The sequence below is a fragment of the Leminorella richardii genome, assembly GCF_900478135.1.
Taxonomy (GTDB): Bacteria; Pseudomonadota; Gammaproteobacteria; order Enterobacterales; family Enterobacteriaceae; genus Leminorella; species Leminorella richardii.
Genome location: NZ_LS483470.1, coordinates 350,096 through 375,105 on the forward strand (window position 1 = coordinate 350,096; position 25,010 = coordinate 375,105).

Annotated in this window: 35 protein-coding genes; 29 read left to right on the forward strand and 6 right to left on the reverse strand. The window is 50.9% G+C overall.

All coding sequences use genetic code 11. The features are described 5' to 3' along the window. Positions 1–28: 28 nt before the first annotated feature. From crp to DQM29_RS01660, 4 genes are all read right to left on the reverse strand, one after another. A complete protein-coding gene (gene crp, locus DQM29_RS01645; protein WP_111739010.1) occupies positions 29–661 on the reverse strand; it encodes a cAMP-activated global transcriptional regulator CRP in 633 nt (210 codons plus the stop codon). A 255-nt stretch (positions 662–916) separates the two neighbouring features. Next, complete coding sequence (locus DQM29_RS01650; RefSeq protein ID WP_111739011.1) at positions 917–1,786, reverse strand: phosphoribulokinase; 870 nt, start codon at positions 1,784–1,786, stop codon at positions 917–919. Between the two features lie 62 nt (positions 1,787–1,848). Then, the gene (locus DQM29_RS01655) at positions 1,849–2,097 is read right to left on the reverse strand and encodes a YheU family protein (protein ID WP_111739012.1); all 249 of its coding nucleotides are present in this window, start codon (positions 2,095–2,097) and stop codon (positions 1,849–1,851) included. After that, the gene (locus DQM29_RS01660; RefSeq protein ID WP_111739013.1) at positions 2,094–3,077 is read right to left on the reverse strand and encodes a hydrolase; all 984 of its coding nucleotides are present in this window, start codon (positions 3,075–3,077) and stop codon (positions 2,094–2,096) included. Before DQM29_RS01660 ends, DQM29_RS01655 begins: the two co-directional genes overlap by 4 nt. Before the next feature lie 100 nt (positions 3,078–3,177). Between DQM29_RS01660 and DQM29_RS01665 the strand changes: the two genes are divergently transcribed. Continuing rightward, positions 3,178–3,780 carry a LysE family translocator gene (locus DQM29_RS01665; RefSeq protein ID WP_111739014.1) on the forward strand — a complete coding sequence of 201 codons (603 nt, stop codon included), beginning with the start codon at positions 3,178–3,180 and terminating at the stop codon, positions 3,778–3,780. 64 nt (positions 3,781–3,844) lie between these two features. Here DQM29_RS01665 and DQM29_RS01670 read toward each other — a convergent pair whose 3' ends face one another. Next, a complete protein-coding gene (locus DQM29_RS01670) occupies positions 3,845–5,770 on the reverse strand; it encodes an ABC transporter ATP-binding protein (RefSeq protein WP_111739015.1) in 1,926 nt (641 codons plus the stop codon). A gap of 110 nt (positions 5,771–5,880) precedes the next feature. On the opposite strand from DQM29_RS01670, the gene DQM29_RS18080 reads away from it, so the two are divergent. The 4 genes from DQM29_RS18080 to slyD all read left to right on the forward strand — a co-directional run bounded on the left by DQM29_RS18080 (position 5,881) and on the right by slyD (position 9,282). Then, the gene (locus tag DQM29_RS18080; RefSeq protein WP_145960325.1) at positions 5,881–6,078 is read left to right on the forward strand and encodes a hypothetical protein; all 198 of its coding nucleotides are present in this window, start codon (positions 5,881–5,883) and stop codon (positions 6,076–6,078) included. Positions 6,079–6,098: 20 nt separating this feature from the next. Further along, a complete protein-coding gene (gene kefG, locus DQM29_RS01675; RefSeq protein WP_111739016.1) occupies positions 6,099–6,659 on the forward strand; it encodes a glutathione-regulated potassium-efflux system ancillary protein KefG in 561 nt (186 codons plus the stop codon). After that, positions 6,660–8,498: a glutathione-regulated potassium-efflux system protein KefB gene (gene kefB / locus DQM29_RS01680; RefSeq protein ID WP_111739017.1), complete on the forward strand. Its 1,839-nt coding sequence runs from the start codon at positions 6,660–6,662 to the stop codon at positions 8,496–8,498. A 160-nt stretch (positions 8,499–8,658) separates the two neighbouring features. Further along, entirely contained in the window at positions 8,659–9,282 is a 624-nt protein-coding gene (gene slyD, locus DQM29_RS01685) for a peptidylprolyl isomerase (protein ID WP_111739018.1), read from the forward strand. Between the two features lie 75 nt (positions 9,283–9,357). Here slyD and DQM29_RS01690 read toward each other — a convergent pair whose 3' ends face one another. After that, positions 9,358–9,582 (reverse strand): SlyX family protein, encoded by a 225-nt coding sequence (locus DQM29_RS01690; RefSeq protein WP_111739019.1) that lies wholly within the window; start codon positions 9,580–9,582, stop codon positions 9,358–9,360. Positions 9,583–9,740: 158 nt separating this feature from the next. Here DQM29_RS01690 and DQM29_RS01695 point away from each other — a divergent pair, with 158 nt between their 5' ends. From DQM29_RS01695 to rplE, 24 genes are all read left to right on the forward strand, one after another. Then, positions 9,741–10,763, forward strand: a complete 1,023-nt coding sequence (locus DQM29_RS01695; RefSeq protein WP_170126468.1) for an FKBP-type peptidyl-prolyl cis-trans isomerase — start codon at positions 9,741–9,743, stop codon at positions 10,761–10,763. Between the two features lie 218 nt (positions 10,764–10,981). Then, complete coding sequence (fkpA, locus tag DQM29_RS01700; RefSeq protein ID WP_111739021.1) at positions 10,982–11,761, forward strand: FKBP-type peptidyl-prolyl cis-trans isomerase; 780 nt, start codon at positions 10,982–10,984, stop codon at positions 11,759–11,761. 209 nt (positions 11,762–11,970) lie between these two features. Continuing rightward, positions 11,971–12,684 carry a helix-turn-helix transcriptional regulator gene (locus DQM29_RS01705; protein WP_111739022.1) on the forward strand — a complete coding sequence of 238 codons (714 nt, stop codon included), beginning with the start codon at positions 11,971–11,973 and terminating at the stop codon, positions 12,682–12,684. Between the two features lie 2 nt (positions 12,685–12,686). Further along, positions 12,687–13,073: a sulfurtransferase complex subunit TusD gene (gene tusD / locus DQM29_RS01710; protein ID WP_111739023.1), complete on the forward strand. Its 387-nt coding sequence runs from the start codon at positions 12,687–12,689 to the stop codon at positions 13,071–13,073. Between the two features lie 9 nt (positions 13,074–13,082). Next, positions 13,083–13,442 carry a sulfurtransferase complex subunit TusC gene (tusC, locus tag DQM29_RS01715; protein WP_111739024.1) on the forward strand — a complete coding sequence of 120 codons (360 nt, stop codon included), beginning with the start codon at positions 13,083–13,085 and terminating at the stop codon, positions 13,440–13,442. 9 nt (positions 13,443–13,451) lie between these two features. Then, positions 13,452–13,739, forward strand: a complete 288-nt coding sequence (gene tusB / locus DQM29_RS01720) for a sulfurtransferase complex subunit TusB (RefSeq protein ID WP_111739025.1) — start codon at positions 13,452–13,454, stop codon at positions 13,737–13,739. A 165-nt stretch (positions 13,740–13,904) separates the two neighbouring features. Then, positions 13,905–14,279: a 30S ribosomal protein S12 gene (gene rpsL, locus DQM29_RS01725; protein ID WP_027273470.1), complete on the forward strand. Its 375-nt coding sequence runs from the start codon at positions 13,905–13,907 to the stop codon at positions 14,277–14,279. 96 nt (positions 14,280–14,375) lie between these two features. Then, positions 14,376–14,846, forward strand: a complete 471-nt coding sequence (gene rpsG, locus DQM29_RS01730) for a 30S ribosomal protein S7 (RefSeq protein ID WP_027273469.1) — start codon at positions 14,376–14,378, stop codon at positions 14,844–14,846. A gap of 93 nt (positions 14,847–14,939) precedes the next feature. After that, positions 14,940–17,048 carry an elongation factor G gene (gene fusA, locus DQM29_RS01735; protein WP_111739026.1) on the forward strand — a complete coding sequence of 703 codons (2,109 nt, stop codon included), beginning with the start codon at positions 14,940–14,942 and terminating at the stop codon, positions 17,046–17,048. 67 nt (positions 17,049–17,115) lie between these two features. Next, the gene (tuf, locus tag DQM29_RS01740; RefSeq protein ID WP_111739027.1) at positions 17,116–18,300 is read left to right on the forward strand and encodes an elongation factor Tu; all 1,185 of its coding nucleotides are present in this window, start codon (positions 17,116–17,118) and stop codon (positions 18,298–18,300) included. A 324-nt stretch (positions 18,301–18,624) separates the two neighbouring features. Continuing rightward, a complete protein-coding gene (rpsJ, locus tag DQM29_RS01745; RefSeq protein ID WP_001181005.1) occupies positions 18,625–18,936 on the forward strand; it encodes a 30S ribosomal protein S10 in 312 nt (103 codons plus the stop codon). 32 nt (positions 18,937–18,968) lie between these two features. Further along, entirely contained in the window at positions 18,969–19,598 is a 630-nt protein-coding gene (gene rplC / locus DQM29_RS01750) for a 50S ribosomal protein L3 (protein WP_111739028.1), read from the forward strand. A 16-nt stretch (positions 19,599–19,614) separates the two neighbouring features. Further along, positions 19,615–20,220: a 50S ribosomal protein L4 gene (rplD, locus tag DQM29_RS01755; protein ID WP_111739029.1), complete on the forward strand. Its 606-nt coding sequence runs from the start codon at positions 19,615–19,617 to the stop codon at positions 20,218–20,220. Next, positions 20,217–20,519: a 50S ribosomal protein L23 gene (gene rplW / locus DQM29_RS01760; protein ID WP_027275660.1), complete on the forward strand. Its 303-nt coding sequence runs from the start codon at positions 20,217–20,219 to the stop codon at positions 20,517–20,519. Before rplD ends, rplW begins: the two co-directional genes overlap by 4 nt. An 18-nt stretch (positions 20,520–20,537) precedes the next feature. Next, entirely contained in the window at positions 20,538–21,362 is an 825-nt protein-coding gene (gene rplB / locus DQM29_RS01765; protein ID WP_111739030.1) for a 50S ribosomal protein L2, read from the forward strand. A gap of 14 nt (positions 21,363–21,376) precedes the next feature. Further along, positions 21,377–21,655 (forward strand): 30S ribosomal protein S19, encoded by a 279-nt coding sequence (gene rpsS, locus DQM29_RS01770; RefSeq protein ID WP_111739031.1) that lies wholly within the window; start codon positions 21,377–21,379, stop codon positions 21,653–21,655. A 13-nt stretch (positions 21,656–21,668) separates the two neighbouring features. Continuing rightward, positions 21,669–22,001, forward strand: coding sequence for a 50S ribosomal protein L22 (rplV, locus tag DQM29_RS01775; protein WP_027275663.1), 333 nt, complete (start codon positions 21,669–21,671; stop codon positions 21,999–22,001). Positions 22,002–22,018: 17 nt separating this feature from the next. Beyond that, complete coding sequence (gene rpsC / locus DQM29_RS01780) at positions 22,019–22,720, forward strand: 30S ribosomal protein S3 (protein WP_111739032.1); 702 nt, start codon at positions 22,019–22,021, stop codon at positions 22,718–22,720. 12 nt (positions 22,721–22,732) lie between these two features. Next, positions 22,733–23,143, forward strand: a complete 411-nt coding sequence (rplP, locus tag DQM29_RS01785) for a 50S ribosomal protein L16 (RefSeq protein ID WP_111739033.1) — start codon at positions 22,733–22,735, stop codon at positions 23,141–23,143. Continuing rightward, positions 23,143–23,334 carry a 50S ribosomal protein L29 gene (gene rpmC / locus DQM29_RS01790; protein WP_047779697.1) on the forward strand — a complete coding sequence of 64 codons (192 nt, stop codon included), beginning with the start codon at positions 23,143–23,145 and terminating at the stop codon, positions 23,332–23,334. Before rplP ends, rpmC begins: the two co-directional genes overlap by 1 nt. After that, entirely contained in the window at positions 23,334–23,588 is a 255-nt protein-coding gene (gene rpsQ, locus DQM29_RS01795) for a 30S ribosomal protein S17 (protein WP_027275667.1), read from the forward strand. Before rpmC ends, rpsQ begins: the two co-directional genes overlap by 1 nt. Positions 23,589–23,750: 162 nt before the next feature. Further along, positions 23,751–24,122 carry a 50S ribosomal protein L14 gene (gene rplN, locus DQM29_RS01800; RefSeq protein ID WP_027275668.1) on the forward strand — a complete coding sequence of 124 codons (372 nt, stop codon included), beginning with the start codon at positions 23,751–23,753 and terminating at the stop codon, positions 24,120–24,122. 10 nt (positions 24,123–24,132) lie between these two features. Continuing rightward, entirely contained in the window at positions 24,133–24,447 is a 315-nt protein-coding gene (gene rplX / locus DQM29_RS01805; protein WP_027275669.1) for a 50S ribosomal protein L24, read from the forward strand. 15 nt (positions 24,448–24,462) lie between these two features. Then, a complete protein-coding gene (gene rplE, locus DQM29_RS01810) occupies positions 24,463–25,002 on the forward strand; it encodes a 50S ribosomal protein L5 (protein ID WP_111739034.1) in 540 nt (179 codons plus the stop codon). Positions 25,003–25,010 lie beyond the last annotated feature (8 nt).

Below are 25,010 nucleotides of genomic sequence, written 5' to 3' on the forward strand. Positions count from 1 at the left end.
CGGCGTTTTGCTTAAATGGCGTTTGCCGTTAACGCGTCCCGTAAACGACGATCGTTTTACCGTGAGCGGAAATCAGGTTTTGGTCTTCAAGCATTTTTAAAATGCGGCCGACGGTTTCGCGAGAGCATCCGACGATTTGGCCGATTTCCTGACGAGTGATTTTGATTTGCATCCCGTCGGGGTGGGTCATCGCGTCAGGCTGTTTAGCCAGATTTAGCAGGGTCTGGGCAATACGACCTGTGACGTCAAGGAAGGCTAGGCTGCCTACTTTTTCTGACGTAACCTGCAGACGACGAGCCATCTGAGCCGACAGGCGCATAAGAATGTCCGGGTTCACTTGAATTAGCTGGCGAAACTTTTTATAGGAAATTTCGGCAACTTCACAGGCTGTTTTTGCTCTTACCCAGGCGCTGCGCTCTTGCCCTTCTTCAAACAGGCCAAGTTCGCCAATAAAGTCACCCTGGTTAAGGTAAGAAAGGATCATTTCTTTCCCTTCTTCATCCTTGATGAGAACGGCTACGGCTCCTTTAACAATGTAATAAAGCGTCTCCGCTTTCTCTCCTTGATGGATAAGCGTGCTCTTGGAAGGATACTTGTGAATATGACAATGAGACAAGAACCATTCAAGAGTCGGGTCTGTTTGCGGTTTGCCGAGAACCATCTGTTGTTATCCTCTTTGTTGTCACTGCCTAAAACAGCAAAGCAAGAAGCCTGCCGAAAAAACTTACTTATTTACTTGCTTGCTCGAGAGCGTCAGAAATGCTCGGTGAGCGCTATTATAGTCGATCATAACCTAATTTATGGATTTCTACACCGTAAGCTTTTAACACAGCTTGAGGCAAGAGTCTTGTTCCTCATTACCAAAATGCGGGACATATGGCGTATTGCTGCGTTGTTTGGCTATTTTGTCACGCGATCACTTCAACGGTCTCCCTTCCAGAAGCTGTTGGATCAAGGGGGTAATAATCAGCTCCATTGCCAGACCGACTTTACCTCCCGGGATAACCAGCGTGTTGGTCTGAGAGATAAACGACCCTTGCAGCATGGCTAACAGATAGGGGAAATCGATTCCGCTGATGCCTCGAAAGTGGATCACGACCATGCTTTCATCAAGGGTCGGAATGCTTTTGGCGGAAAAGGGATCGGACGTGTCGATGGTGGGAACACGCTGAAAGTTAATGTGTGTGCGGGAAAACTGTGGCGTAATGTAGTTAATGTAGTCATCCATAGAGCGGACGACGGAGTCCAGCACTGCTTCTCTTGAATGTTCGCGTTCGACAGTATCGCGAATAAGCTTTTGTATCCATTCCAGATTAACAATAGGAACCACTCCAACTAGCAGGTCGACGTGCTGAGCCACGTTGTGATTTTCAGTCACAATACCGCCGTGAAGGCCTTCATAAAACAGCAGATCTGTGCGGTCAGGTAGCGGGCTCCAGGGGGTAAAGGTACCGGGCAGCTGGCGGTAAGGCACCGCTTCATCATAGGTGTGTAGATACTTGCGGGTGCGCCCTGAACCGTTTTGAGCGTACTCAATAAAGCTATTTTCCAGCGCGGCAAAGTCGTTGGCTTCGGGGCCAAAGTAGCTGATGTGACGACCCTGCTCTCCCGCTTTGCGGATTTCAGCATCCATTTCCGGACGCGTGTAGCGGTGATAGGCGTCGCCGTCGATGCGCGCGGCGTTAAGGTTCAGCAGCTGAAAGATCTTCCGAAATGCCAGACTGGTGGTCGTGGTACCCGCTCCGCTAGAGCCGGTCACGGCAATGATGGGGTGTTTTATCGACATGTGCCTGACTCCTCGTTTTTATTATAGTCAGTAAAGCGGAAGGGCAAGACACCTCGAGCCGCTCAATATTCCGGATAGGGCTGCTCTTCTATACCATCTTTAAACTGCGCTTTCATCATGATATTGACGGTTTCATGCAGTTCGGACCACACCAGCACCGCTTCACCGTTTGCTAGCAGGCGTTTGACGTCGTCGGCTTTCTGTTCCAGAGATTTTTCCTGCTCGCCGTAGTCGGTTCCCTCGCGTAAAACGAATGACTCGATAATAGCCTCCAGCGTCTCGGGATTGAGGGACTGCCAGGGAATAATCATGCTGCGTTCTCCAGATAGGGTGACAGCCACTGAGGGATACGCTTTTCCAACCACATTTCGGGCTTTTTCCACGTGCCTCCCACAAAGCCCACGTGCCCGCCGTGCTCCGTTAGCTGATATTCAATATTGCCTGGAAGGCTTTTGAGATCGGGGATCACCTCTGCTGACATAAAGGGATCGTCTTTTGCGTGGACGATAAGCAGTGGCGTTTTAATATTGGGTAACATCGGCAGCGCGCTGCACTGGTAATAGTAGTCCTGTGCGTTAGAGAATCCGTGCAGTGGCGCGGTTATCGCATCATCAAACGCCTCTAGAGAGCGGATGCCTTTTAGCTCTTTTTCTGTCAGAGATACCAGCTGTGGGTAACGCTTTTGTTTGCGCAGAACGCTTTGTTTCAGCTGGCTGAGTAAATAGTGGTGATAAAGACGCGAAGTGCCGGTTTCCAATCGCCGTGAACAGGGGGCTAGCATCAGCGGAGCGGAAACCACAACGGCAGCCTGCAGTGGTGCCTTTTCGCCCTCTTCAGCCAAATAGCAGGCCAGCATATTGCCGCCCAGAGAATAGCCGACGGCGGCCGTAGGGGCTGAGCCAAAGCGCTCTTTGAGCCAGTTCAGAAAAAAGCGCGCGTCCTGCGTTTCCCCCGAGTGGTAAGCGCGAGGTGCCAGATTCGGCTCACCGCTGCAGCCGCGAAAGTGCATCACAACGCCCAGCCAGCCTCGCTGCTGGCAGGCTTCCAACAGGCCGTGAGCGTAGGGACTATAGAAGTTGCCTTCCAGACCGTGAAAGATGACCAGTCGAGGTTTGTGTACCGCGGTTTCCGGCGTTTCACTCCAGGCCAGATCGACGAAGTCCTCATCCGGTAGGGCAAGGCGTTGCCAAACGGGATTGAGATTGACTCGACGCCTGACAAGGCGCGGTAAAAGCGTTTGTATATGTGGATTGGCGGTTCCCGGCATCGGCTGGAAGTCGGTGTTTATCATAAAAATTAAATCTGTTGGGGGGTTGTGCGATCAATATCACACTGTTAGCTTGAATGGAATGAAATAACACGTCCCAACGGTAAAGGGTAGCGCAAGTATCATGGAGCTAGGCTGGTTTCTTTCACTCCTCACGTTTTTGTGGATAGCGGCGGTCACGCCGGGCCCTAACAACATGCTTTTAACCTCATCAACGGCGAACTTTGGCTTTGTGCGTTCGCTGCCGCTGATGATTGGCATCATGCTTGGTATGCAGCTGTTACTGCTGCTGGTGGCGGCCGGTGTTGGCACGCTGTTGCTGGCTTACCCACCTGTACATATGGGGCTAAAAATTGCGGGTAGCCTGTATCTGGTTTGGCTGGCTTGGAAAATGGCCAGTGCACGCTATGAAAAGCTGGAAACGGATAAAGGCGCTCCCAAACCGGTTCGCCTGTATCAGGGGTTGTTGCTTCAGGCACTTAACCCTAAAGCTTGGCTGATGGGCATAGGTTCGGTAGCCAGCTACAGCCTGCCGGGGGATTTATACGGCAGCTCGGTAGTGGCGATGAGTGTAGCGATGTGTTCGGTTAATCTGGTTGCTGGCGTGATTTGGATGGGCTTCGGTTCAGGCATCGGTCGGTTTCTACGAAGCCGCCGGGCGTGGGTGATATTTAACGTCACTATGGGCATGCTAACGGCAGGATGCGCCGCGCTTATCTGGATGTAGTCAAACGTTTAGCAAAATAAAAAGGCTGCAATTTTAACAGCCCTTTTATTAGCGGTAACGAGCCCTAGTCGCTTTCCTGATTGAACAGCGTCGTCATCTCTTCCAGCTGTTCTTGCTGTTCTAGCCAGTTCATTTCGTGCTCCTCTTGAGCTGACTTCAAGGAAGCCTGCTGTTGTAACAGCCCGGTAAGCTCAGCCTTTTTAGCCGGGTCGTAAATGGCGCTGTCAGACAGCGCCTGTTCGACGCCTTCAAGCGCTTTAGCTACTTTTTCCAGCTCTTTATCCAGCTTCTCTATCGCCTTTCTTATCGGCAGAGTTTGGGCTCGAAATTCGGCCTCTCGGCGCTTTTGATCTTTACGCGACAGAGCACTGTTGTTGCTTGGTTCCGCTTGACCAGACGGCTGTGCTTGAAAATCCTGTTTTTGCAGGTCGGAAAGCCACCGCTGGTAATCGTCCAAATCGCCATCGAACTGCTCTACGCGGCCGTCGTGCACCAGATAAAGCTCGTCGGTCGTAGAACGAAGCAGGTGGCGATCGTGGGAAACCACGACCAGAGCGCCATTGAAGTCAATCAGCGCCTCCGTCAGCGCTTGGCGCATGTCCAGATCGAGGTGGTTGGTGGGCTCATCGAGCAGCAGCAAATTAGGGCGCTGCCAGACAATCAGAGCCAGCACGAGGCGTGCTTTTTCACCGCCGGAGAAGCGCTCAGTTTTTTCGGTGACTTTATCGCCGCGAAAGCCGAAGCCGCCCAGATAGTCGCGCAGTGCCTGTTCGTACTCTTTAGGCGCCAGCCTGCTTAGGTGCCACAGAGGGGATTCGTCCGGGCGCAGGGTTTCTAACTGGTGCTGGGCGAAGTAGCCAAGCTGAATGCCTTTGGCGAGGCCGATTTCCCCCTGCTGCGCTGTAAGGGCACCGGCCAGCAGCTTGATGAGAGTTGATTTACCGGCACCGTTGCGACCAAGGAGGCCAATACGAGAGCCGGGAACCAGATTGAGCTTAATGGACGACAGGACAGTTTTATCGCCATAGCCTGCGCTGACGTTTTCCATTCGCAGCAGCGGGTTGGGCAGGCTTTCCGGCTCGCGAAAGCTGAAGTGAAACGGATTGTCGACGTGGGCGGGAGCAATCAGCTCCATGCGCTCCAGCATTTTTATCCGACTCTGTGCCTGCCTTGCTTTGGTAGCTTTAGCCTTGAATCGGTCAATATAGCTCTTTAGATGAGCAACTTTTTCCTGTTGGCTCTGATACATTGCCTGCTGCTGTGACAGTCGCGTTGCCCGCTGGCGCTCAAAGGAAGAGTAGTTACCGGTATATTCAAACAGCTGCTGCTGTTCAATGTGCAAAATTTTATCGACGATGGGATCGAGGAAATCCCTGTCGTGGGAAATCAGGATCAGAGTACCTTCATAGCTTTTCAGCCATTTTTCCAGCCAGATAACCGCATCAAGGTCGAGGTGGTTGGTGGGTTCGTCAAGCAGCAGCAGATCGGAACGGCATAGCAGAGCCTGTGCCAGATTCAGGCGCATTCTCCAGCCGCCAGAAAAGGCGCTGACGGGCTGTTGTAGCTGTTCTTGGCTAAAGCCTAGTCCGTGCAGTAGGCTGGCGGCGCGGGACTGAATAGTCCAAGAGGAGATGGCGTCAAGTTTGCCGTGCAGCAGTGCGATGCGGTGGCCGTCGTTTTTTTCGTTTGCCTCTGCCAGTTCCTGTTCAAGCTGTCGGTACTCGCGGTCACCGTCAATAACGTATTCGATTGCAGCGGTATCTAGAGCGGGGGTTTCCTGATTGACCCAGGCCATTGACCAATTTGTAGGAAATACAGCGCTGCCGCCGTCGGCGGAGAGTTCACCCTTAAGCAGAGAAAGCAGTGTGGATTTCCCGCAGCCGTTTTTACCCACTAGCCCAACTTTTTGACCAGGGTTAATGGTCGCGCTGGCGTTGTCGAGCAGCACGTTGACGCCGCGGCGGATCTGTAATGAAGAGAATAAAATCATAGCGGTGACTTGATTATAGTTGTCATAAATCTACGAGAAATGGAGAGCTCCGTTGACGGTGCGCTGTTTTGCCCTTTGGAAACAGAAAGTAACGTTAGACATGATTTTTGATGCTGTTATTCAAAAATTCGCCGTTTAACCCTCTGCATCCGGTGGATATTATGGCGTCCGGTTGGGCGTTTGGCCGTTTATCGGGCTACTCTAATTACATCATGAGCGCGACGCTGTGGCCGACCAAGTATGCCTGCCGATGCCTTGGAATACCAGTGCTTCCAGTGGGCTATGGTAACGAAAAAGCTAAGCGATGACGACTGCCTAAGGAGAGAAGATGTCCCATTTATCTACTGCGTTAGTTCTGTTAGCGCACCCTGAGCCCAAACGCTCGGTGGCTAACCGCGCGCTGCTGAAAATAGTGAAAACGCTGGAAAACGTCACGTTTCGCGATCTCTACGCTCACTATCCCGATTTTTTTATTAACGTACAGCGAGAGCAGCAGCTGTTAAGAGCACACGATGTGATCGTGTTTCAGTTTCCTATTCACACCTACGGCTGTCCAGCGCTGATGAAGGAGTGGATAGATCGCGTATTGAACCTACAGTTTACTGGCAGCGTTGGCGCTAGCGAACTGTCCGGTAAGCAGTTTCGGCTGGTTGTTACTGCTGGGGCTGCTGAGAGCAACTATCGGTCTGACGGGCTGGTTGGTTTCTCCCTGAATGAGATCCTTCTTCCGTTTCGTATTATGGCCAAGGCCTGCGGCATGGAGTGGCTGGAGCCGCTGGTGGTTTATCGAGCGAGGCGTCAGGAGGAGAGGGAGTTGCAGCAGTATGCGCTTCAGTATGCCGAATGGCTGAGTCAACCGGCTGTAGCAGAAGAAGAGGGGGAGGCATAAATGGAAACCTCACCGCAGCTGCTGGCTGTTTTGATTTTTCTGGCTGTAGCCGTTGTAGCGGTTCCTATCGCGCGCCGTTTAGGTATCGGCGCCGTTTTAGGATACCTGATTGCCGGGATTGCCATCGGCCCATGGGGCTTTCGTCTGATTAATGACGTGGATGAAATTCTGCACTTTTCCGAGATGGGCGTGGTTTTGCTGCTGTTTGTTATCGGTCTGGAGCTGAATCCCGCCAAGCTTTGGAAAATGAGAAAGCCGATTTTTGGTTTAGGAACAGCGCAGGTTGCAGTAACGACGCTGGTCTTTTGCGGGCTACTGTATTTTGCTGATTTTGGCCTCCCCGCAGCAGTCATCGCTGCGCTGGGGCTTTCCATGTCATCGACGGCGATGGCGCTGCAGCTGATGAAAGAAAAAGGCATGCGCGGTGACGGCGGGCAGTCCGGTTTTGCGGTGCTGCTGTTTCAGGACATCGCGGTAGTGCCCGCCTTGGCGCTGGTGCCGATTTTGGCAGGAACCGGCAGTACAGATACAGATTGGATAACTGTGTTAAGCAAGATCCTAGGGATTGTTGTGCTGGTAGCTGCTGGACGCTATCTGCTGCGGCCGCTGTTTCGCTATGTGGCTTCTTCTGGAGTAAGAGAAGTATTTACCGCTATGGCGCTGCTCGTTGTGCTGGGTGCCGCCGTGCTGATGCAGACGATTGGCTTTTCCATGGCGCTGGGGACTTTTTTAGCCGGAGTATTGCTGGCGGAAAGTGAATATCAACACGAGCTGGAAGCGGCAATAGAGCCCTTTAAAGGTCTGCTGCTGGGGCTATTTTTCATTTCGGTTGGTATGGTTCTGAACCTGGGAGTGCTGTATTCCCATTTGCTGCAGGTGTTTCTTTGGGTCTTTGCGCTGGTTGCGATAAAGGGCGTGATTCTGTTCGGCCTGGCCTGCTTTTTTCGCATTAATCCGTCGGAGCGGCTGCAGTTTTCTGCTGTACTGAGTCAGGGCGGGGAGTTTGCCTTTGTGCTGTTTGCCGCTGCGAAGGCACAGAATATCTTTAATTCCGAGCAGATAGCGCTTTTGCTAGTGGTAGTGACCGTCTCTATGATGACGACCCCTTTGCTTATGCAGCTAGTAGATAGAATCTTGGCTCGCCGCTATAACCGGGCTGAGGGTGAGAAAGCGGCGCCTGACGTTGAAGACGATGAACCACAGGTGATCGTTGTCGGTTTTGGGCGTTTCGGTCAGGTGATTGGTCGTTTACTGATGGCAAACCAAATCCACTTGACGGTTTTAGAGCGGGATATCAGTCAGGTCAATATACTGCGGCGCAATGGCTACAAGGTGTATTACGGTGATGCCACCGAACTGAATCTGCTGCGAGCGGCAGGCGCAGAAAAAGCTAAAGCGATAGTGATCGCCAGCGACTCGCCCGATGAAACTATGATGGTGGTGAACCTCTGTAAACAGAATTTTCCCCATTTATCTATTCTGGCCCGAGCCCGAGGGCGTGTTGAAGCTCATGAGTTATTGAGCGCTGGCGTAGAGCTGTTTTCCCGAGAAACGTTTAATAGCGCGCTGGATTTGGGAGGGAAGGCGCTTATCGATTTAGGTATGCATCCTCATCAGGCCTACCGTGCTCAGCAATACTTTAAGCGTTTAGATGAAAGCATGCTGCGGGAGCTGATGCCTATCCGGCAGGGCGATGTCAAACAGGTGTCTCGTGCAGTAGAAGCGCGGCGTGAGTTGGAAAATATTTTTCAGCGGGAGATGCAACACGACAGCAAGCTGTCCGAGGGATGGGATTTTGAAGACGAGTCGCAGGAAACCCGCAGTGACGCTTTAGATTGACGAGGAAAGCGTGAACGATTCTCGCATTCTTTACCATCAAAATTCGACATCACGGCGCTGAGTAATATAAAGTTGCTTAAATTTTTATCTCAATATGTACAGGACGCCGTTGATTTCAGCTACAATCAGCGGAATTTAAGTATCAACGGTAGGAGAAATCATGAAAGTAGCAAAAGACCTTGTGGTCAGCCTGGCTTATCAGGTTCGTACAGAAGACGGTGTGTTGGTTGATGAGTCTCCGGTGAGCGCACCGTTGGATTATCTGCATGGACATGGTTCTCTGATCGCGGGTTTAGAAAAAGCGCTGGAAAGCCACGATGTAGGCGACCGTTTTGACGTGTTTGTTTCCGCTAACGAAGCCTATGGCGACTATGACGAAGCGCTGGTTCAACGCGTACCGAAAGACGTTTTCATGGGCGTAGACGAACTTCAAGTCGGCATGCGCTTTTTAGCTGATACTGACCAAGGCCCAGTACCGGTAGAAATTACTGAAGTGGAAGACGATCACGTTGTTGTCGACGGCAACCACATGCTGGCCGGCCAAAACCTGAACTTCAACGTTGAGGTTGTTGCCATTCGTGAAGCTACGGCAGAAGAGCTGGAGCACGGTCACGTACACGGCGCTCACGGTCACGAAGAGGGCGGCTGCTGCGGTGGTCACGGCCATGGTGAAGGCGGTTGCTGCGGTGGTGGCGGTCATGACCATGACCATGACCACGAGCACGGTGAAGGCGGCTGTGGCGGTCACGGTAAAGGCCACGGCGGCTGCGGCTGTAGCCACTAACCAGGACTTATAGAGAAATGGCAGCTCATTATGGCTGCCATTTTTTTAGTTTGTATGCGTAAAAGGCTGTGTGCACTAGTAGTGCGGAGGCGGAGTTTCTTCTTCCTGCGATGCAATTATGGACGGTTCGGAGGATTTCAGTTTATCGCTGAGCATCTTTAGCTGTTCCTGCAGTTTTAGAATTTCACGCTGCTGTTGCACAATGACCTGATTGAGATCGTCGATAGTCGCTTCCTGAAATGCCTGTCTGCTTTCCAGTAACTCGAGGCGCTCTAAGAGGTTGGTATCTATCGTCTGCATGTTTTCTCCGGTGGATCGCTGTGGTGTGGAACAAAAGGAATTAGGCGGTTCGTTGCATCGAATCGTTCATATGCCGCAAGAGTTTACTTATCATTGACGATAAGAAGAAGCGGAAGTAGGGGAAGTTTTATTTCATTATGAAATACAAGGATAGATACATGGCTTTTTTAAATAAAAAAAGAAGTGCGCTGGGCGCGCTCTTGCTGGCTGCACCGCTTTTTTATGCGCAAGCCGAAGAGGCTTCAGCGCCAGCAGCGGAAGCTCCTCAAGTTAAGCAGGAAGCCAACAGTACAGCTGTAGAGCCTGCGGCTCCAGCAGCCGAAACAGCGCCCGCTGTAGAGGATAAGGCACCTGCCGCTTCCATCACAGAGCCTGCGGTAAAAGTAGATGAAGTAAAAACGGATGAAGTAAAATCTGCGCCAGTAGCGAAAGAGGCAGCTCTGGTTAAAGAAGCTGAAAAAGTGTCGGCAGTTGCAGTTAAGGAAGAGACGAAAGCAGACCCAGAAGTGAAAACGTCGCCCCTGCCTGCTATCACCTTTTCTTTAAACAGCGAAGAGCAGCGTAGAGCCTATGCCAGTGGAGTGACGCTTGCGCGCTACTTGCAGGAAAACATGGCGCACCAGCGCAAACTGCATATTACACTCGATCCTAATATCGTGCTGGCGGGGATTGTGGACGCGTTCGCTAACGACGTCAAAATGGATGAAGACACCGTTCGTCAAACAATGGCGGTGTTTGACGAGCAGGTCAATCTGTTAAACAAGGCCAAAGCAGAGCAGGAAGCCCAGCGCGAACGCGAAATGGGGCAGGCCTTCTGGAGCGCTTTTGAGCAGCAGGACGGCGTAAAGAAAAGTCGTACTGGCCTACTGTATCGAGTTGACCAGAAAAGTAGCGGAGCGGCGATTGGCGATCGTGATATCGTTGAGGTTGAGCTAACAGGCTCACTGCCTAACGGCACAGTATTTGAGAAAACCGCTCAGCCTATCAGAGTGAAGGTAGAAGACATTATTCCTGCTTTACGCAGCGCCATTAAACTTACCGGACGTGGCGGTGAAGCGCGTATCGTTATCCCACCTGAGCAGGGATATGGTGCCAAGGGCGCTCTGCCAGGTATTCCTCCCTATGCTACACTGATTTTCGATATAAAGGTTTTGAAGGTTACTGCGGGAAAAGGTAAGTAACAGTAGTGTAGGGCGCACGTAGAGCGCTCTACTCAGTATTGTCTTTCTGTTTAACGATATATCCAACGATCTGCACCTGTAATGCAACGCTTACCGGCGTATATCATTGAATAAGAGTATATTTAGGTTTTCTTTGACGAAGTTCAGACGTAAGCTATAGAGCGCTGTTTATTTCTTCTTTATTTTATGGCCAAACGTTTCCAGCACTGGAGAATAAAATGAAATCATTATTTAAAGTAACCCTGTTGACGGCCTCTATGGCTTTTGCAGCGGGCACAATGGCCAATGAGGCCCCTGCTAAACCGGCTGCCCCAGCCGCTGCCGCCTCAACGGCAAAGTTTGACAGTGAAGATCATAAAGCCGCCTATGCGCTGGGCGCGTCTTTGGGCGCCTATATGGCAAACTCCCTGAAGGATCAGGACAAACTGGGCATTGCTCTCGACCGTGCACAGATTCAACTCGGTTTTAAGGACGCTTTCGACGGTAAAAACAAACTGTCCGACGCTGAAGTTGAGCAGGCTTTACAGGCTTTTGAAGCTCGCGTGAAAGAAAAAGCTCAGGCTAAAATGAAAGAAGACGCTAAAGCTAACGAAGAAAAAGGCGTTGCCTATCGCGACAAGTTTGCTAAAGAAGCTGGCGTGAATAAGACTCAGAGCGGCCTGCTGTATAAAGTAGAAAAAGCGGGAAGCGGCGAGACGCTGAAAGATACCGATACCGTTGTTGTGAACTACAAGGGTACATTGATCGACGGTACCGAGTTCGATAACTCCTATACTCGCGGCCAGCCAGCGACTTTCCAACTGGGTAACGTTATTCCTGGTTGGACAGAAGGCCTGAAGTACATCAAAAAAGGCGGCAAGATGACGATGGTCATTCCTCCGGCTCTGGCCTATGGCGAAAATATGGTTCCCGGTATCCCGGTTAACTCTACGCTAGTGTTTGAAGTTGAGCTGGTAGACGTTAAGCCAGCGGCTGCAGAACCAAAAGCTGCTAAATAAGACTTTTAGCGCCGTAAAAAAACCGCATGAGAAATCCTGCGGTTTTTTTCGTTAATTGAATGACGACATTTTTGTTAGACTGAATCGCATCGAATAATAGAATTAAGTCTCCAGGTTTTTTTAGTCTGAGGACGTATGTGGACGACGGCAGTATTTGTACATTCAGATTCTGTAGATAAAACGCCGTCTAAACAAATTGGAGAAGAGCAATGCCAGACTCGCAGCTGTCCAGTGATTATGATGCACTGGATGAAAATCCATTCACCCCTGAAGACCAAGACATTCTGCGATCCTATGAGTCCGTCGTTGACGGCTTGGCGATGCTGATTGGGTCTCACTGTGAAATCGTTTTACACTCCCTCGAAGATCTGAAATGTTCAGCCGTTCGCATTGCAAACGGAGAGCATACTGGACGCAAGATTGGATCACCGATCACCGATATGGCATTGCGGATGCTGCACGCGATGTCACATGATGACACGAGTGTATCCAAGGCCTACTTCACTCGGGCAAAAAGCGGCTCTCTTATGAAGTCGCTGACAATCGGCATCCGCAATAAAGATCGTCGAGTGATTGGGCTACTGTGTATTAACATGAATCTGGACGTGCCTTTTTCCCAGATCATGCAGACCTTTATTCCACCACAAATCCAGGATGTCCATTCTAACGTTAACTTTGCCTCTTCCGTTGACGATTTGGTTGCGCAGACATTGGAGCACAGCATTGAAGAAGTTAATGCCGATCGCAGCGTGTCGAATAACGCCAAGAATCGCCAGATTGTGCTGAATCTTTACGAGAAAGGCATTTTCGACATTAAGGATTCGATAAATCAGGTCGCAGACCGCCTGAATATCTCTAAACATACCGTGTATCTCTACATCCGTCAGTTCAAGAACGGCGACTTCTCCGGAGGAGAGCGGTGAGTTTGCGATATGCGCTGGTGGTCACCGGGCCTGCTTACGGTAGCCAGCAGGCGACCAGTGCGTGGCAGTTCGCCAATGCGTTAATAGAAAAAGGGCATCGGATCGAGAGCGTATTTTTCTATCAGGGCGGTGTACAGAACGCTAATCGGTTGGTTTCTCCCGCCAGCGACGAGTTTGATCTTGTCAGAGCATGGCAGCAGTTTTCTCGGCAGCATAGTGTTGTACTGAACGTCTGTGTTGCTGCGGCGCTGCGGCGCGGGGTGATAGATGCTCAGGAAGCCCAGCGTCGAGGGCAAACTGCGGATAACCTGCAGTCCGGCTTTACCCTAAGCGGGCTAGGTGAGCTGGCGCAGGCCGCGCTAACTGTCGATCGCGTGATTCAGTTTTAAGCAGGTCTTATGAAAAAGATAGCGTTTGTGTTTACTCAGGCTCCTCACGGCAGCGCTTCCGGGCGGGAAGGACTGGATGCCGCGTTGGCGACATCAGCGTTGACAGAAGACATTGGCCTATTTTTTCTTTCTGACGGTATTTTTCAGCTTCTTCCGGAACAGCGCCCTGAGCTTATTCACGCCCGTAACTACATCGCCACTTTTGGCGTGCTGGCGCTTTATGATATCGACCAGCTGTTTGTCTGCGAAGCGTCGCTCACGGCTCGGGGGATCAGCAAAGATGAAAAGCTGGTATTAGATGCAGAGCGGCTGACAGCAAATGAAATGGCCGAAAAACTGGCGGGCTATGACGTAGTGTTAACTTTCTAAGGATCTCTTGTGCTGCACACGCTTACTCACTCTTTTATTCATACTGATGTTGATGCTTTACAGCGTACTGTTCAGCGCGGAGACGCTTTACTTCTCATTCAGGACGGTGTGATCGGGGCTACCGTAAAATCTCTCAGCCTTGAGGCAGTTGTGGAAAAAGGCATTACTGTTTACGCGCTGCGTGAAGATCTGGATGCTCGAGGGTTACTTTCCCGTGTTGTTGAAGGGGTTACGGTTGTTGACTATTCAGGGTTTGTCGATTTAAGTGAGGATTATTATCCGCAGATGGTGTGGTAGCCTTTACCCATGATAGCGGGTTGTTCCTCAAATCCGCTCCAATAGCTGTATATTTCTTGACACGTCTTGCCTTCAGCCATAAAATTTTGCGTCCCTCAGTGTACCTTTGTGCCCTGGGGGGATTTATTACGTGTCTACGAAAGTAAAAAACCAGGAGCTTTTTTAATGGCAACAATTAATCAGCTGGTACGCAAGCCGCGCGCTATGAAGGTTGCAAAGAGCAACGTTCCCGCGCTGGAAGCATGCCCGCAAAAACGTGGCGTATGTACTCGCGTATATACCACCACTCCAAAAAAACCAAACTCTGCATTGCGTAAAGTTTGTCGTGTACGTTTAACCAACGGTTTTGAAGTTTCTTCATACATCGGTGGTGAAGGTCACAACCTTCAGGAGCACTCCGTGATCCTGATCCGCGGCGGTCGTGTTAAGGATCTGCCGGGTGTGCGTTACCATACCGTTCGCGGTGCGCTCGACTGCTCAGGCGTTAAAGACCGTAAGCAGGCTCGCTCCAAGTACGGCGTGAAGAAGCCAAAGGCTTAATGGTTACCCGTTAAGTAAGGCCAAACATTTTTAACTTAATGTCAAAATAAACTCATCGAGTTTTGGACAATCCTGAATTAACAACGGAGTATTTCCATGCCACGTCGTCGCGTTATTGGTCAGCGTAAAATTCTGCCGGATCCTAAGTTCGGATCAGATCTGCTGGCTAAATTTGTAAATATTTTAATGGTAGACGGTAAGAAATCTACCGCAGAAGCTATCGTTTATAATGCTCTTGAGACGCTGGCTCAGCGCTCAGGTAAAAGTGAACTTGAAGCTTTTGAAATTGCCCTGGACAACGTAAGACCGACTGTAGAAGTTAAGTCTCGTCGTGTTGGTGGCTCTACTTATCAGGTGCCGGTTGAAGTTCGCCCGGTTCGCCGTAACGCGCTTGCCATGCGCTGGATTGTAGACGCTGCCCGTAAACGCGGTGATAAATCCATGGCTTTACGCTTAGCGAATGAACTGTCTGACGCTGCGGAAAACAAAGGTACCGCAGTCAAGAAACGTGAAGACGTTCACCGTATGGCTGAAGCCAACAAGGCGTTCGCTCACTATCGTTGGTAATTTTCCCGATAGTCATGCTAATCATCATGCGGGCGCCTTTTACGGTGACCCGCATGGGTTATCTGAAGAACGACCTAGTAATCGAGGAATAAAATGGCTCGTACAACTCCTATTGAGCGTTACCGTAACATCGGTATCAGTGCTCACATTGACGCCGGTAAAACAACAACGACAGAACGTATTCTGTTTTATACCGGTGTAAACCATAAGATCGGTGAAACACACGAAGGCACCGCGACAATGGACTGGATGGCGCAAGAGCAAGAGCGTGGTATTACTATCACCTCTGCGGCGACCACCGCGTTCTGGTCCGGTATGGCCAAGCAGTTTGATGCACACCGTATCAACATTATCGACACCCCAGGGCACGTTGACTTCACCATCGAAGTAGAGCGCTCAATGCGCGTACTTGACGGCGCAGTCATGGTTTACTGTGCTGTGGGTGGCGTTCAGCCTCAGTCTGAAACCGTATGGCGTCAGGCCAACAAGTACCAGGTTCCGCGCATCGCGTTCGTTAACAAAATGGACCGTATGGGTGCTAACTTCCTGCGTGTTGTTGAGCAGATGAAAACTCGTCTGGCGGCTAATGCTGTTCCTCTTCAGCTGCCTATCGGTGCAGAAGAACACTTCACCGGTATCGTTGACTTGGTCAAAATGAAGGCCATCAACTGGAGCGAAGAAGATCAGGGCGTAACCTTCACTTATGAAGACGTTCCTGAAAGCATGCTGGAACTGGCTCAAGAATGGCGTCAAACGCTGGTTGAGTCTGCAGCGGAAGCTTCAGAAGAGCTGATGGACAAGTATCTGGGCGGTGAAGAGCTGTCTGAAGAAGAGATCAAGAAAGCCCTGCGTCAACGCGTTCTGGCTAACGAGATCATTCTGGTTACCTGCGGTTCTGCCTTTAAGAACAAGGGTGTACAGGCAATGCTGGATGCGGTTATTGAATACCTGCCGGCACCGACTGACGTCCCAGCCATCAATGGCGTTCTGACTGACGGAGAAACCCATGCTGAGCGTCATGCAAATGACGATGAGCCTTTCTCTGCGCTGGCGTTTAAGATTGCTACCGACCCGTTCGTGGGCAACCTGACGTTCTTCCGCGTTTATTCTGGTGTGGTTAACTCTGGCGACACCGTTCTGAACGCCGTGAAAGACAAGAGAGAGCGTTTTGGCCGTATCGTTCAGATGCACGCCAACAAGCGTGAAGAAATTAAAGAAGTTCGCGCTGGCGACATCGCCGCTGCGATCGGTCTGAAAGACGTTACTACAGGTGACACCCTGTGCGACCAGGCTAAGCCAATTATTCTGGAGCGTATGGAGTTCCCTGAGCCGGTTATCGCGGTTGCTGTTGAACCGAAGACCAAGGCTGACCAGGAAAAAATGGGTATCGCCCTTGGCCGTTTGGCTCAGGAAGACCCGTCTTTCCGCGTTCAGACTGACGAAGAAACCGGTCAGACTATCATCTCCGGTATGGGTGAACTTCACCTGGACATCATCGTTGACCGTATGCGTCGCGAATTTAACGTTGAGGCTAACGTAGGTAAGCCTCAGGTTGCTTACCGCGAAACTATCCGCTCAATGGTTACCGATATTGAAGGTAAACACGCTAAGCAGTCCGGCGGTCGCGGTCAGTATGGCCACGTCGTTATCGATATGGGACCGTTGGAAGCAGGTGGCCCTGGCTATGAGTTTATCAACGACATCAAGGGTGGCGTCATTCCAGGCGAATACATCCCTGCCGTTGACAAAGGCATCCAGGAGCAGCTGAAGTCAGGTCCACTGGCTGGTTATCCTGTTGTTGATATTAAGATCCGTCTGCATTACGGTTCTTATCACGATGTCGACTCTTCAGAATTGGCGTTTAAACTGGCGGCGTCTCTGGCCTTTAAAGACGGCTTTATGAAGGCGAAGCCGGTTCTGCTTGAACCTATTATGAAGGTTGAAGTTGAAACTCCGGAAGACTACATGGGTGATGTTATCGGTGACCTGAACCGTCGCCGCGGCATAATCGACGGAATGGAAGACATGGCGACCGGCAAAATCGTTCGCGCACAGGTTCCACTATCCGAAATGTTTGGTTATGCTACCGACCTGCGTTCACAAACTCAGGGTCGCGCTTCATACTCCATGGAGTTCCTGAAGTACAGCGAAGCACCGGCTAACGTTGCTACCGCAATTATCGAATCTCGCAAGGCTAAATAAGTCTTAACGGGTAATAAATGTATATTCCGCCCCCTTTTTAGAGGGGGCAGTGTAAAGGAAGAAAATCGTGTCTAAAGAAAAATTTGAACGTACAAAACCGCACGTTAACGTCGGTACTATCGGCCACGTTGACCACGGTAAAACAACCCTGACTGCTGCTATCACCACCGTACTGGCTAAAACCTACGGCGGTAGCGCACGTGCATTCGACCAGATCGATAACGCGCCAGAAGAAAAGGCTCGTGGTATCACCATCAACACTTCTCACGTTGAATATGACACCCCGACTCGCCACTACGCGCACGTTGACTGCCCAGGGCACGCCGACTACGTTAAAAACATGATCACCGGTGCTGCTCAGATGGACGGCGCTATCCTGGTTGTTGCTGCGACTGACGGCCCAATGCCTCAGACTCGTGAGCACATCCTGCTGGGTCGCCAGGTAGGCGTTCCTTACATCATCGTGTTCCTGAACAAGTGCGACATGGTTGATGACGAAGAGCTGCTGGAACTGGTAGAAATGGAAGTTCGTGAACTTCTGTCTCAATACGACTTCCCGGGTGACGACACGCCGGTTGTTCGCGGTTCAGCGCTGAAAGCGCTAGAAGGTGAAGCTGAGTGGGAAGCAAAAATCATTGAACTGGCGGGATACTTAGATAGCTATATCCCAGAGCCAGAGCGTGCGATTGACAAGCCGTTCCTGCTGCCTATCGAAGACGTCTTCTCTATCTCTGGCCGTGGTACTGTAGTCACCGGTCGTGTAGAGCGCGGCATCATCAAAGTTGGTGAAGAAGTGGAAATCGTGGGAATCAAAGACACCACCAAGACCACCTGTACTGGCGTTGAAATGTTCCGTAAGCTGCTGGACGAAGGCCGTGCTGGTGAGAACGTTGGTGTTCTGCTGCGCGGTACTAAGCGTGACGAAATCGAACGTGGTCAGGTACTGGCTAAGCCAGGCACCATCACTCCTCACACAGAATTCGTGTCAGAAGTGTATATCCTGAGCAAGGATGAAGGCGGCCGTCATACTCCGTTCTTCAAAGGCTACCGTCCTCAGTTCTACTTCCGTACGACTGACGTGACCGGCACCATCGAACTGCCAGAAGGCGTAGAGATGGTAATGCCAGGCGATAACATCCAGATGGTAGTTACGCTGATTGCCCCAATCGCGATGGACGAAGGTCTGCGCTTCGCAATCCGCGAAGGCGGCCGCACCGTTGGCGCGGGCGTTGTTGCTAAAATCGTTAAGTAATTCATTTTACTCATCGATAAGAAAAGGGCGCTTTGGCGCCCTTTTTGCTGTCTTGAATCCTGCCGATGCCCAGAAGCAGGGCAATTAATTCAATATAGCGCTTGCGGTATGGGTGTAAATCTGTACAATGCTCAGGCCTGTATCGTATGATGCAGCGCCAGAGTTCAATTGAACTCTGCGTCCACAAAGTCTGCTTGTTGGGCTGCGTGGCAACAATACCTCCGATCTGGAGGTTATGTGAAGAACGATTACACTCCCCCATCAATCGAAATGGGTGTGAGGAGTAATTTTTTACGTTTATAAAACAATTGGAGCTCTGGTCTCATGCAGAACCAAAGAATCCGTATCCGCCTGAAAGCGTTCGATCATCGTCTGATCGACCAATCAACCGCGGAAATCGTCGAGACTGCTAAGCGCACTGGCGCTCAAGTACGTGGTCCGATCCCACTGCCAACCCGCAAAGAGCGCTTTACCGTTCTGATCTCTCCGCACGTCAACAAAGACGCGCGCGATCAGTATGAGATTCGCACTCATAAGCGTTTGGTTGACATCGTTGAGCCAACCGAGAAAACGGTTGATGCTCTGATGCGTCTGGATCTGGCTGCCGGTGTTGACGTGCAGATCAGCCTGGGTTAATCAGGTCATTGAGCGATTGAGAGGTTGAAACAATGATTGGTTTAGTCGGACGTAAAGTAGGAATGACCCGTATCTTCACCGAAGATGGTGTGTCTATTCCTGTTACTGTTATCGAAATTGAAGCGAACCGCGTTACTCAGGTCAAAGATCTGGCTAACGATGGATACCGTGCCGTACAAGTAACTACCGGTAGCAAAAAAGCTAACCGCGTTCTTAAGCCGGAAGCGGGTCATTTCGCTAAAGCTGGCGTTACTGCCGGCCGTGGTCTGTGGGAATTCCGTCTGAACGACGGCGATGAATTCACCGCTGGCCAAGAAATTAACGTTGATATCTTTGCCGACGTTAAAAAAGTCGACGTTACCGGGACTTCTAAGGGTAAGGGCTTCGCTGGTACTACTAAGCGTTGGAACTTCCGTACTCAGGATGCCACTCACGGTAACTCTTTGTCACATCGCGGTCACGGTTCTATCGGTCAGAACCAGACGCCGGGTAAAGTGTTCAAAGGCAAGAAAATGGCAGGCCACTTGGGTGATGAGCGCGTAACCGTTCAAAGCCTGGAAGTAGTGCGTGTTGACGCTGAGCGCAATCTGCTGCTGGTGAAAGGCGCTGTTCCTGGGGCTACCGGTAGCGATCTGATCGTTAAACCGGCTGTGAAGGCGTAACGTCGAGGAGATAGGAATGGAATTGGTAATGAAAGACGCGCCTGGCGCGCTGACTGTTTCCGAAACTACCTTCGGGCGTGATTTCAATGAAGCTCTGGTTCACCAGGTTGTTGTTGCTTATGCAGCCGCAGCTCGTCAGGGAACCCGTGCTCAGAAAACCCGCGCTGAAGTAACCGGTTCAGGTAAAAAGCCGTGGCGCCAGAAAGGCACCGGCCGTGCACGCTCTGGCTCTATCAAGAGCCCGATTTGGCGTTCTGGTGGCGTAACGTTTGCCGCTCGTCCGCAAGATCACAGCCAGAAAGTAAACAAAAAGATGTATCGTGGTGCGCTGAAGTGCATCCTGTCTGAGCTGGTACGCCAAGAGCGTCTGATTGTTGTTGAGAAGTTCACTGTAGAAGCACCGAAAACCAAGCTGCTGGTACAGAAATTGAAAGAAATGGATCTGGATGACGTACTGATCGTAACCAGCGAAGTCGAACCGAACCTGTACCTGGCTGCAGGCAACCTGCACAAGGTTGACGTTCGCGACGTAGCCGGTATCGACCCGTTCAGCCTGATCGCTTTCGATAAAGTGGTGATGACTGCTGATGCTGTGAAGCAAGTAGAGGAGATGCTGGCATGATCCGTGAAGAACGCCTGCTGAAAGTCCTGCGCGCACCACACGTTTCTGAAAAAGCCTCTGGCGCAATGGAAAAGCACAATACTATCGTGCTGAAAGTTGCTAAAGATGCGACAAAAGCGGAAGTGAAAGCTGCCGTTCAGAAGCTGTTCGAGGTTGAAGTCAATGACGTTCGCACTCTGATCGTTAAGGGTAAAGTGAAGCGTCATGGTCAGCGTGTTGGTCGTCGTAGCGACTGGAAAAAAGCTTACGTCACGCTAAAAGAAGGCCAGAATCTGGACTTCATTGGCGGCGCAGAGTAAGCGGAGGATTGAAATACCATGGCAATTGTTAAGTGTAAGCCAACGTCTCCGGGCCGTCGCCACGTCGTTAAAGTGGTTAACCCTGAGCTGCACAAGGGCAAACCTTATGCCCCATTGCTGGAAAAGAACAGCAAATCAGGTGGTCGTAATAACAATGGCCGTATCACCACGCGCCACATTGGTGGTGGTCACAAACAGCACTATCGTCTCGTTGACTTCAAGCGTAACAAAGACGGTATCCCTGCTGTTGTTGAGCGGCTGGAATACGATCCGAACCGTTCCGCGAATATCGCGCTGGTTCTGTATAAAGACGGTGAACGCCGTTATATTCTTGCGCCCAAAGGCCTGAAAGCCGGTGACCAGATCCAGTCTGGTGTTGATGCTGCCATTAAAGTAGGCAACTGCCTGCCAATGCGTAACATCCCCGTTGGTTCTACGGTTCACAACGTTGAAATGAAACCAGGTAAAGGCGGCCAGATGGCTCGCTCAGCCGGTGGTTACGTTCAAATCGTTGCCCGTGATGGTTCTTACGTCACGATCCGCCTTCGCTCCGGCGAAATGCGCAAAGTGTTAGCCGAGTGCCGCGCCACCTTAGGTGAAGTGGGTAACTCTGAGCACATGCTGCGCGTACTGGGTAAAGCTGGCGCTAGCCGCTGGCGTGGTATTCGTCCGACCGTTCGCGGTACGGCGATGAACCCAGTAGACCACCCGCACGGTGGTGGTGAAGGTCGTAACTTTGGTAAGCACCCGGTTACTCCGTGGGGCGTTCAGACCAAAGGTAAGAAGACTCGTAGCAACAAGCGTACCGATCAATACATCGTACGTCGCCGTAGTAAAAAATAATTAGAGGATAAGCCATGCCACGTTCTCTCAAGAAAGGTCCATTTATTGACCTGCACTTGCTGAAGAAGGTAGAGAAAGCGGTGGAAAGCGGAGACAAAAAGCCTGTTAAGACTTGGTCCCGTCGTTCAACGATCTTTCCAAATATGATCGGTTTGACCATCGCTGTCCATAATGGTCGTCAGCACGTACCAGTCTTTGTTTCCGATGAAATGGTCGGTCACAAGCTGGGCGAATTCGCGCCGACTCGTACTTATCGCGGCCACGCGGCTGATAAAAAAGCCAAGAAGAAATAAGTAGGAGGAAGAGATGGAAACTATCGCTAAACATCGCCACGCTCGTTCTTCTGCACAGAAGGTCCGCCTTGTTGCTGACCTGATTCGCGGTAAGAAAGTGTCGCAAGCTCTGGAAATTTTAACCTACACCAACAAGAAAGCTGCTGAGTTGGTTAAAAAAGTACTTGAGTCTGCCATTGCAAACGCAGAACACAACGATGGCGCTGACATCGACGATCTGAAAGTCGCTAAGATTTTCGTCGACGAAGGTCCAAGCATGAAGCGTATTATGCCTCGTGCAAAAGGCCGTGCAGATCGCATTCTGAAGCGCACCAGCCACATCACTGTGGTTGTGTCCGATCGCTGAGACTCTGGAGAATAGCAATGGGTCAGAAAGTACATCCGAATGGTATTCGACTGGGTATTGTAAAACCTTGGAACTCTACCTGGTACGCAAATACCAAAGAATTCGCTGATAACCTGGACAGCGATTTTAAAGTTCGCCAGTTCTTGAACAAAGAGCTGGAGAAGGCTTCCGTTTCTCGTATCGTTATCGAGCGCCCAGCCAAGAGCATCCGTGTGACTATTCACACTGCTCGTCCGGGCATCGTTATCGGCAAGAAAGGGGAAGATGTAGAAAAGCTGCGCAACGCGGTGGCGACTATCGCCGGCGTGCCTGCGCAAATCAATATCGCCGAAGTGCGTAAACCTGAACTGGACGCGAAGCTGGTTGCTGATAGCATCACTTCTCAGCTTGAGCGTCGTGTGATGTTCCGTCGCGCGATGAAGCGTGCCGTTCAGAACGCAATGCGTATTGGCGCTAAAGGTATCAAAGTGGAAGTCAGTGGCCGTCTAGGCGGTGCTGAGATCGCGCGTACCGAATGGTACCGTGAAGGTCGTGTTCCGTTGCACACTCTGCGTGCGGATATCGATTACAACACTTCTGAAGCGCACACCACTTATGGTGTAATCGGCGTTAAAGTGTGGATCTTCAAAGGTGAGATCTTGGGTGGTATGGCTGCCGTTGAACAACCGGAAAAACCGGCTGCTCAACCGAAAAAGCAGCAGCGTAAAGGCCGTAAATAAGGAGCGTCGCTGATGTTACAACCAAAGCGTACAAAATTCCGTAAAGTGCACAAAGGCCGCAACCGTGGTCTGGCTGCCGGCGCGGATGTGAGCTTCGGCACTTTCGGTCTGAAAGCTGTTGGCCGCGGTCGTCTGACTGCTCGCCAAATCGAGGCGGCACGTCGTGCCATGACACGTGCAGTTAAGCGTCAAGGTAAGATCTGGATTCGTGTATTCCCAGACAAACCAATCACTGAAAAGCCGCTTGAAGTTCGTATGGGTAAAGGTAAGGGTAACGTAGAATACTGGGTAGCCCTTATCCAGCCGGGCAAAGTCCTGTATGAAATGGACGGCGTTCCGGAAGAAGTCGCCCGCGAAGCGTTCAAGCTGGCAGCAGCAAAACTGCCGATTAAAACCACCTTTGTAACTAAGACGGTGATGTAATGAAAGCAAAAGAGCTGCGTGAAAAAAGTGTTGAAGAGCTGAACACTGAGCTGCTGAACCTGCTGCGTGAACAGTTTAATCTGCGCATGCAAGCGGCAAGCGGCCAGCTGCAACAGTCTCACCTGTTGAAGCAAGTGCGTCGTAACGTTGCACGTGTGAAAACTTTACTGAACGAGAAGGCGGGTGCGTAATGACTGATAAAATCCGTACTCTGCAAGGTCGTGTTGTTAGCGACAAGATGGAGAAATCCCTTGTTGTAGCGATTGAGCGTATGGTGAAGCACCCGGTATATGGTAAGTTCATCAAACGTACGACCAAGCTGCACGTACATGACGAGAACAATGAATGTGGAATCGGCGATCTGGTGGAAATCACTGAATGCCGTCCACTGTCTAAGACTAAGTCTTGGACGCTTGTTCGAGTTGTAGAGAAAGCGGTTCTGTAATAAGGTACTGCTTTCCATATAAGATAAACGGCTCATTCACTGGGCCGTTTATTTTTTCTACCCAACGTCAGTAAGCGGTGGTATAATGCCGCGCCCTGATGTATGGGGGATTCTAAACGACCCGTGAGGGTCCTAAGTAGTTGACATTAGCGGAGCACTAAGATGATCCAAGAACAGACTATGCTGACCGTCGCTGACAACTCCGGCGCGCGTAGCGTAATGTGTATCAAGGTTCTGGGTGGATCGCACCGTCGCTACGCTGGCGTGGGCGACATCATTAAAATTACCATCAAGGAAGCAATTCCTCGCGGTAAGGTTAAAAAAGGTGATGTCCTCAAGGCGGTAGTGGTGCGCACCAGAAAGGGTGTTCGTCGCCCTGACGGATCTGTCGTTCGCTTCGATCGCAATGCTTGTGTGTTGTTAAACAACAACAGCGAGCAGCCGATCGGTACGCGTATTTTCGGGCCGGTGACTCGTGAACTTCGTTCTGAAAAGTTCATGAAAATCATCTCATTAGCGCCAGAAGTACTGTAAGGAGCGAACTATGGCAGCGAAAATCCGTCGTGATGACGAAGTTATCGTGTTAACCGGTAAAGATAAAGGTAAGCGCGGTAAAGTTAAGAGTGTCCTGTCTTCCAGTAAGATTGTTGTTGAAGGCATTAACCTGGTTAAGAAACATCAGAAGCCGGTTCCGGCCCTGAACCAACCAGGTGGCATCGTTGAAAAAGAAGCCGCTATTCAGGTTTCCAACGTTGCGATCTACAACGCATCTACCGGCAAGGCTGACCGTGTAGGCTTTCGTTTTGAAGACGGCAAAAAAGTCCGTTTCTTCAAATCTAATAGCGAAACTATTAAGTAATTTGGAGTAGTTACGATGGCGAAACTGCATGATTACTACAAAGAACAGGTAGTAAATAAACTGGTAGAACAGTTTGGCTACAAATCTGTCATGCAAGTCCCTCGGGTCGAGAAGATTACCCTCAACATGGGTGTTGGTGAAGCAATCACTGATAAGAAACTGCTGGATAACGCAGCAGCTGACTTGACAGCGATTTCCGGTCAAAAGCCGCTTGTCACCAAAGCCCGTAAGTCCGTTGCAGGCTTCAAAATCCGTCAAGGGTATCCGATCGGCTGTAAAGTGACCCTGCGTGGCGAACGTATGTGGGAGTTCTTAGAGCGCCTGATCTCTATTGCTGTACCTCGTATCCGTGACTTTCGTGGTTTAAACACCAAGTCATTCGACGGCCGTGGTAACTACAGCATGGGCGTGCGTGAGCAGATCATCTTCCCAGAAATCGACTATGACAAAGTCGACCGTGTACGTGGTTTGGATATTACCATCACCACTTCCGCGAAATCTGACGAAGAAGGCCGCGCTCTGCTGGCTGCCTTTAACTTCCCGTTCCGCAAGTAAGGTAGGGT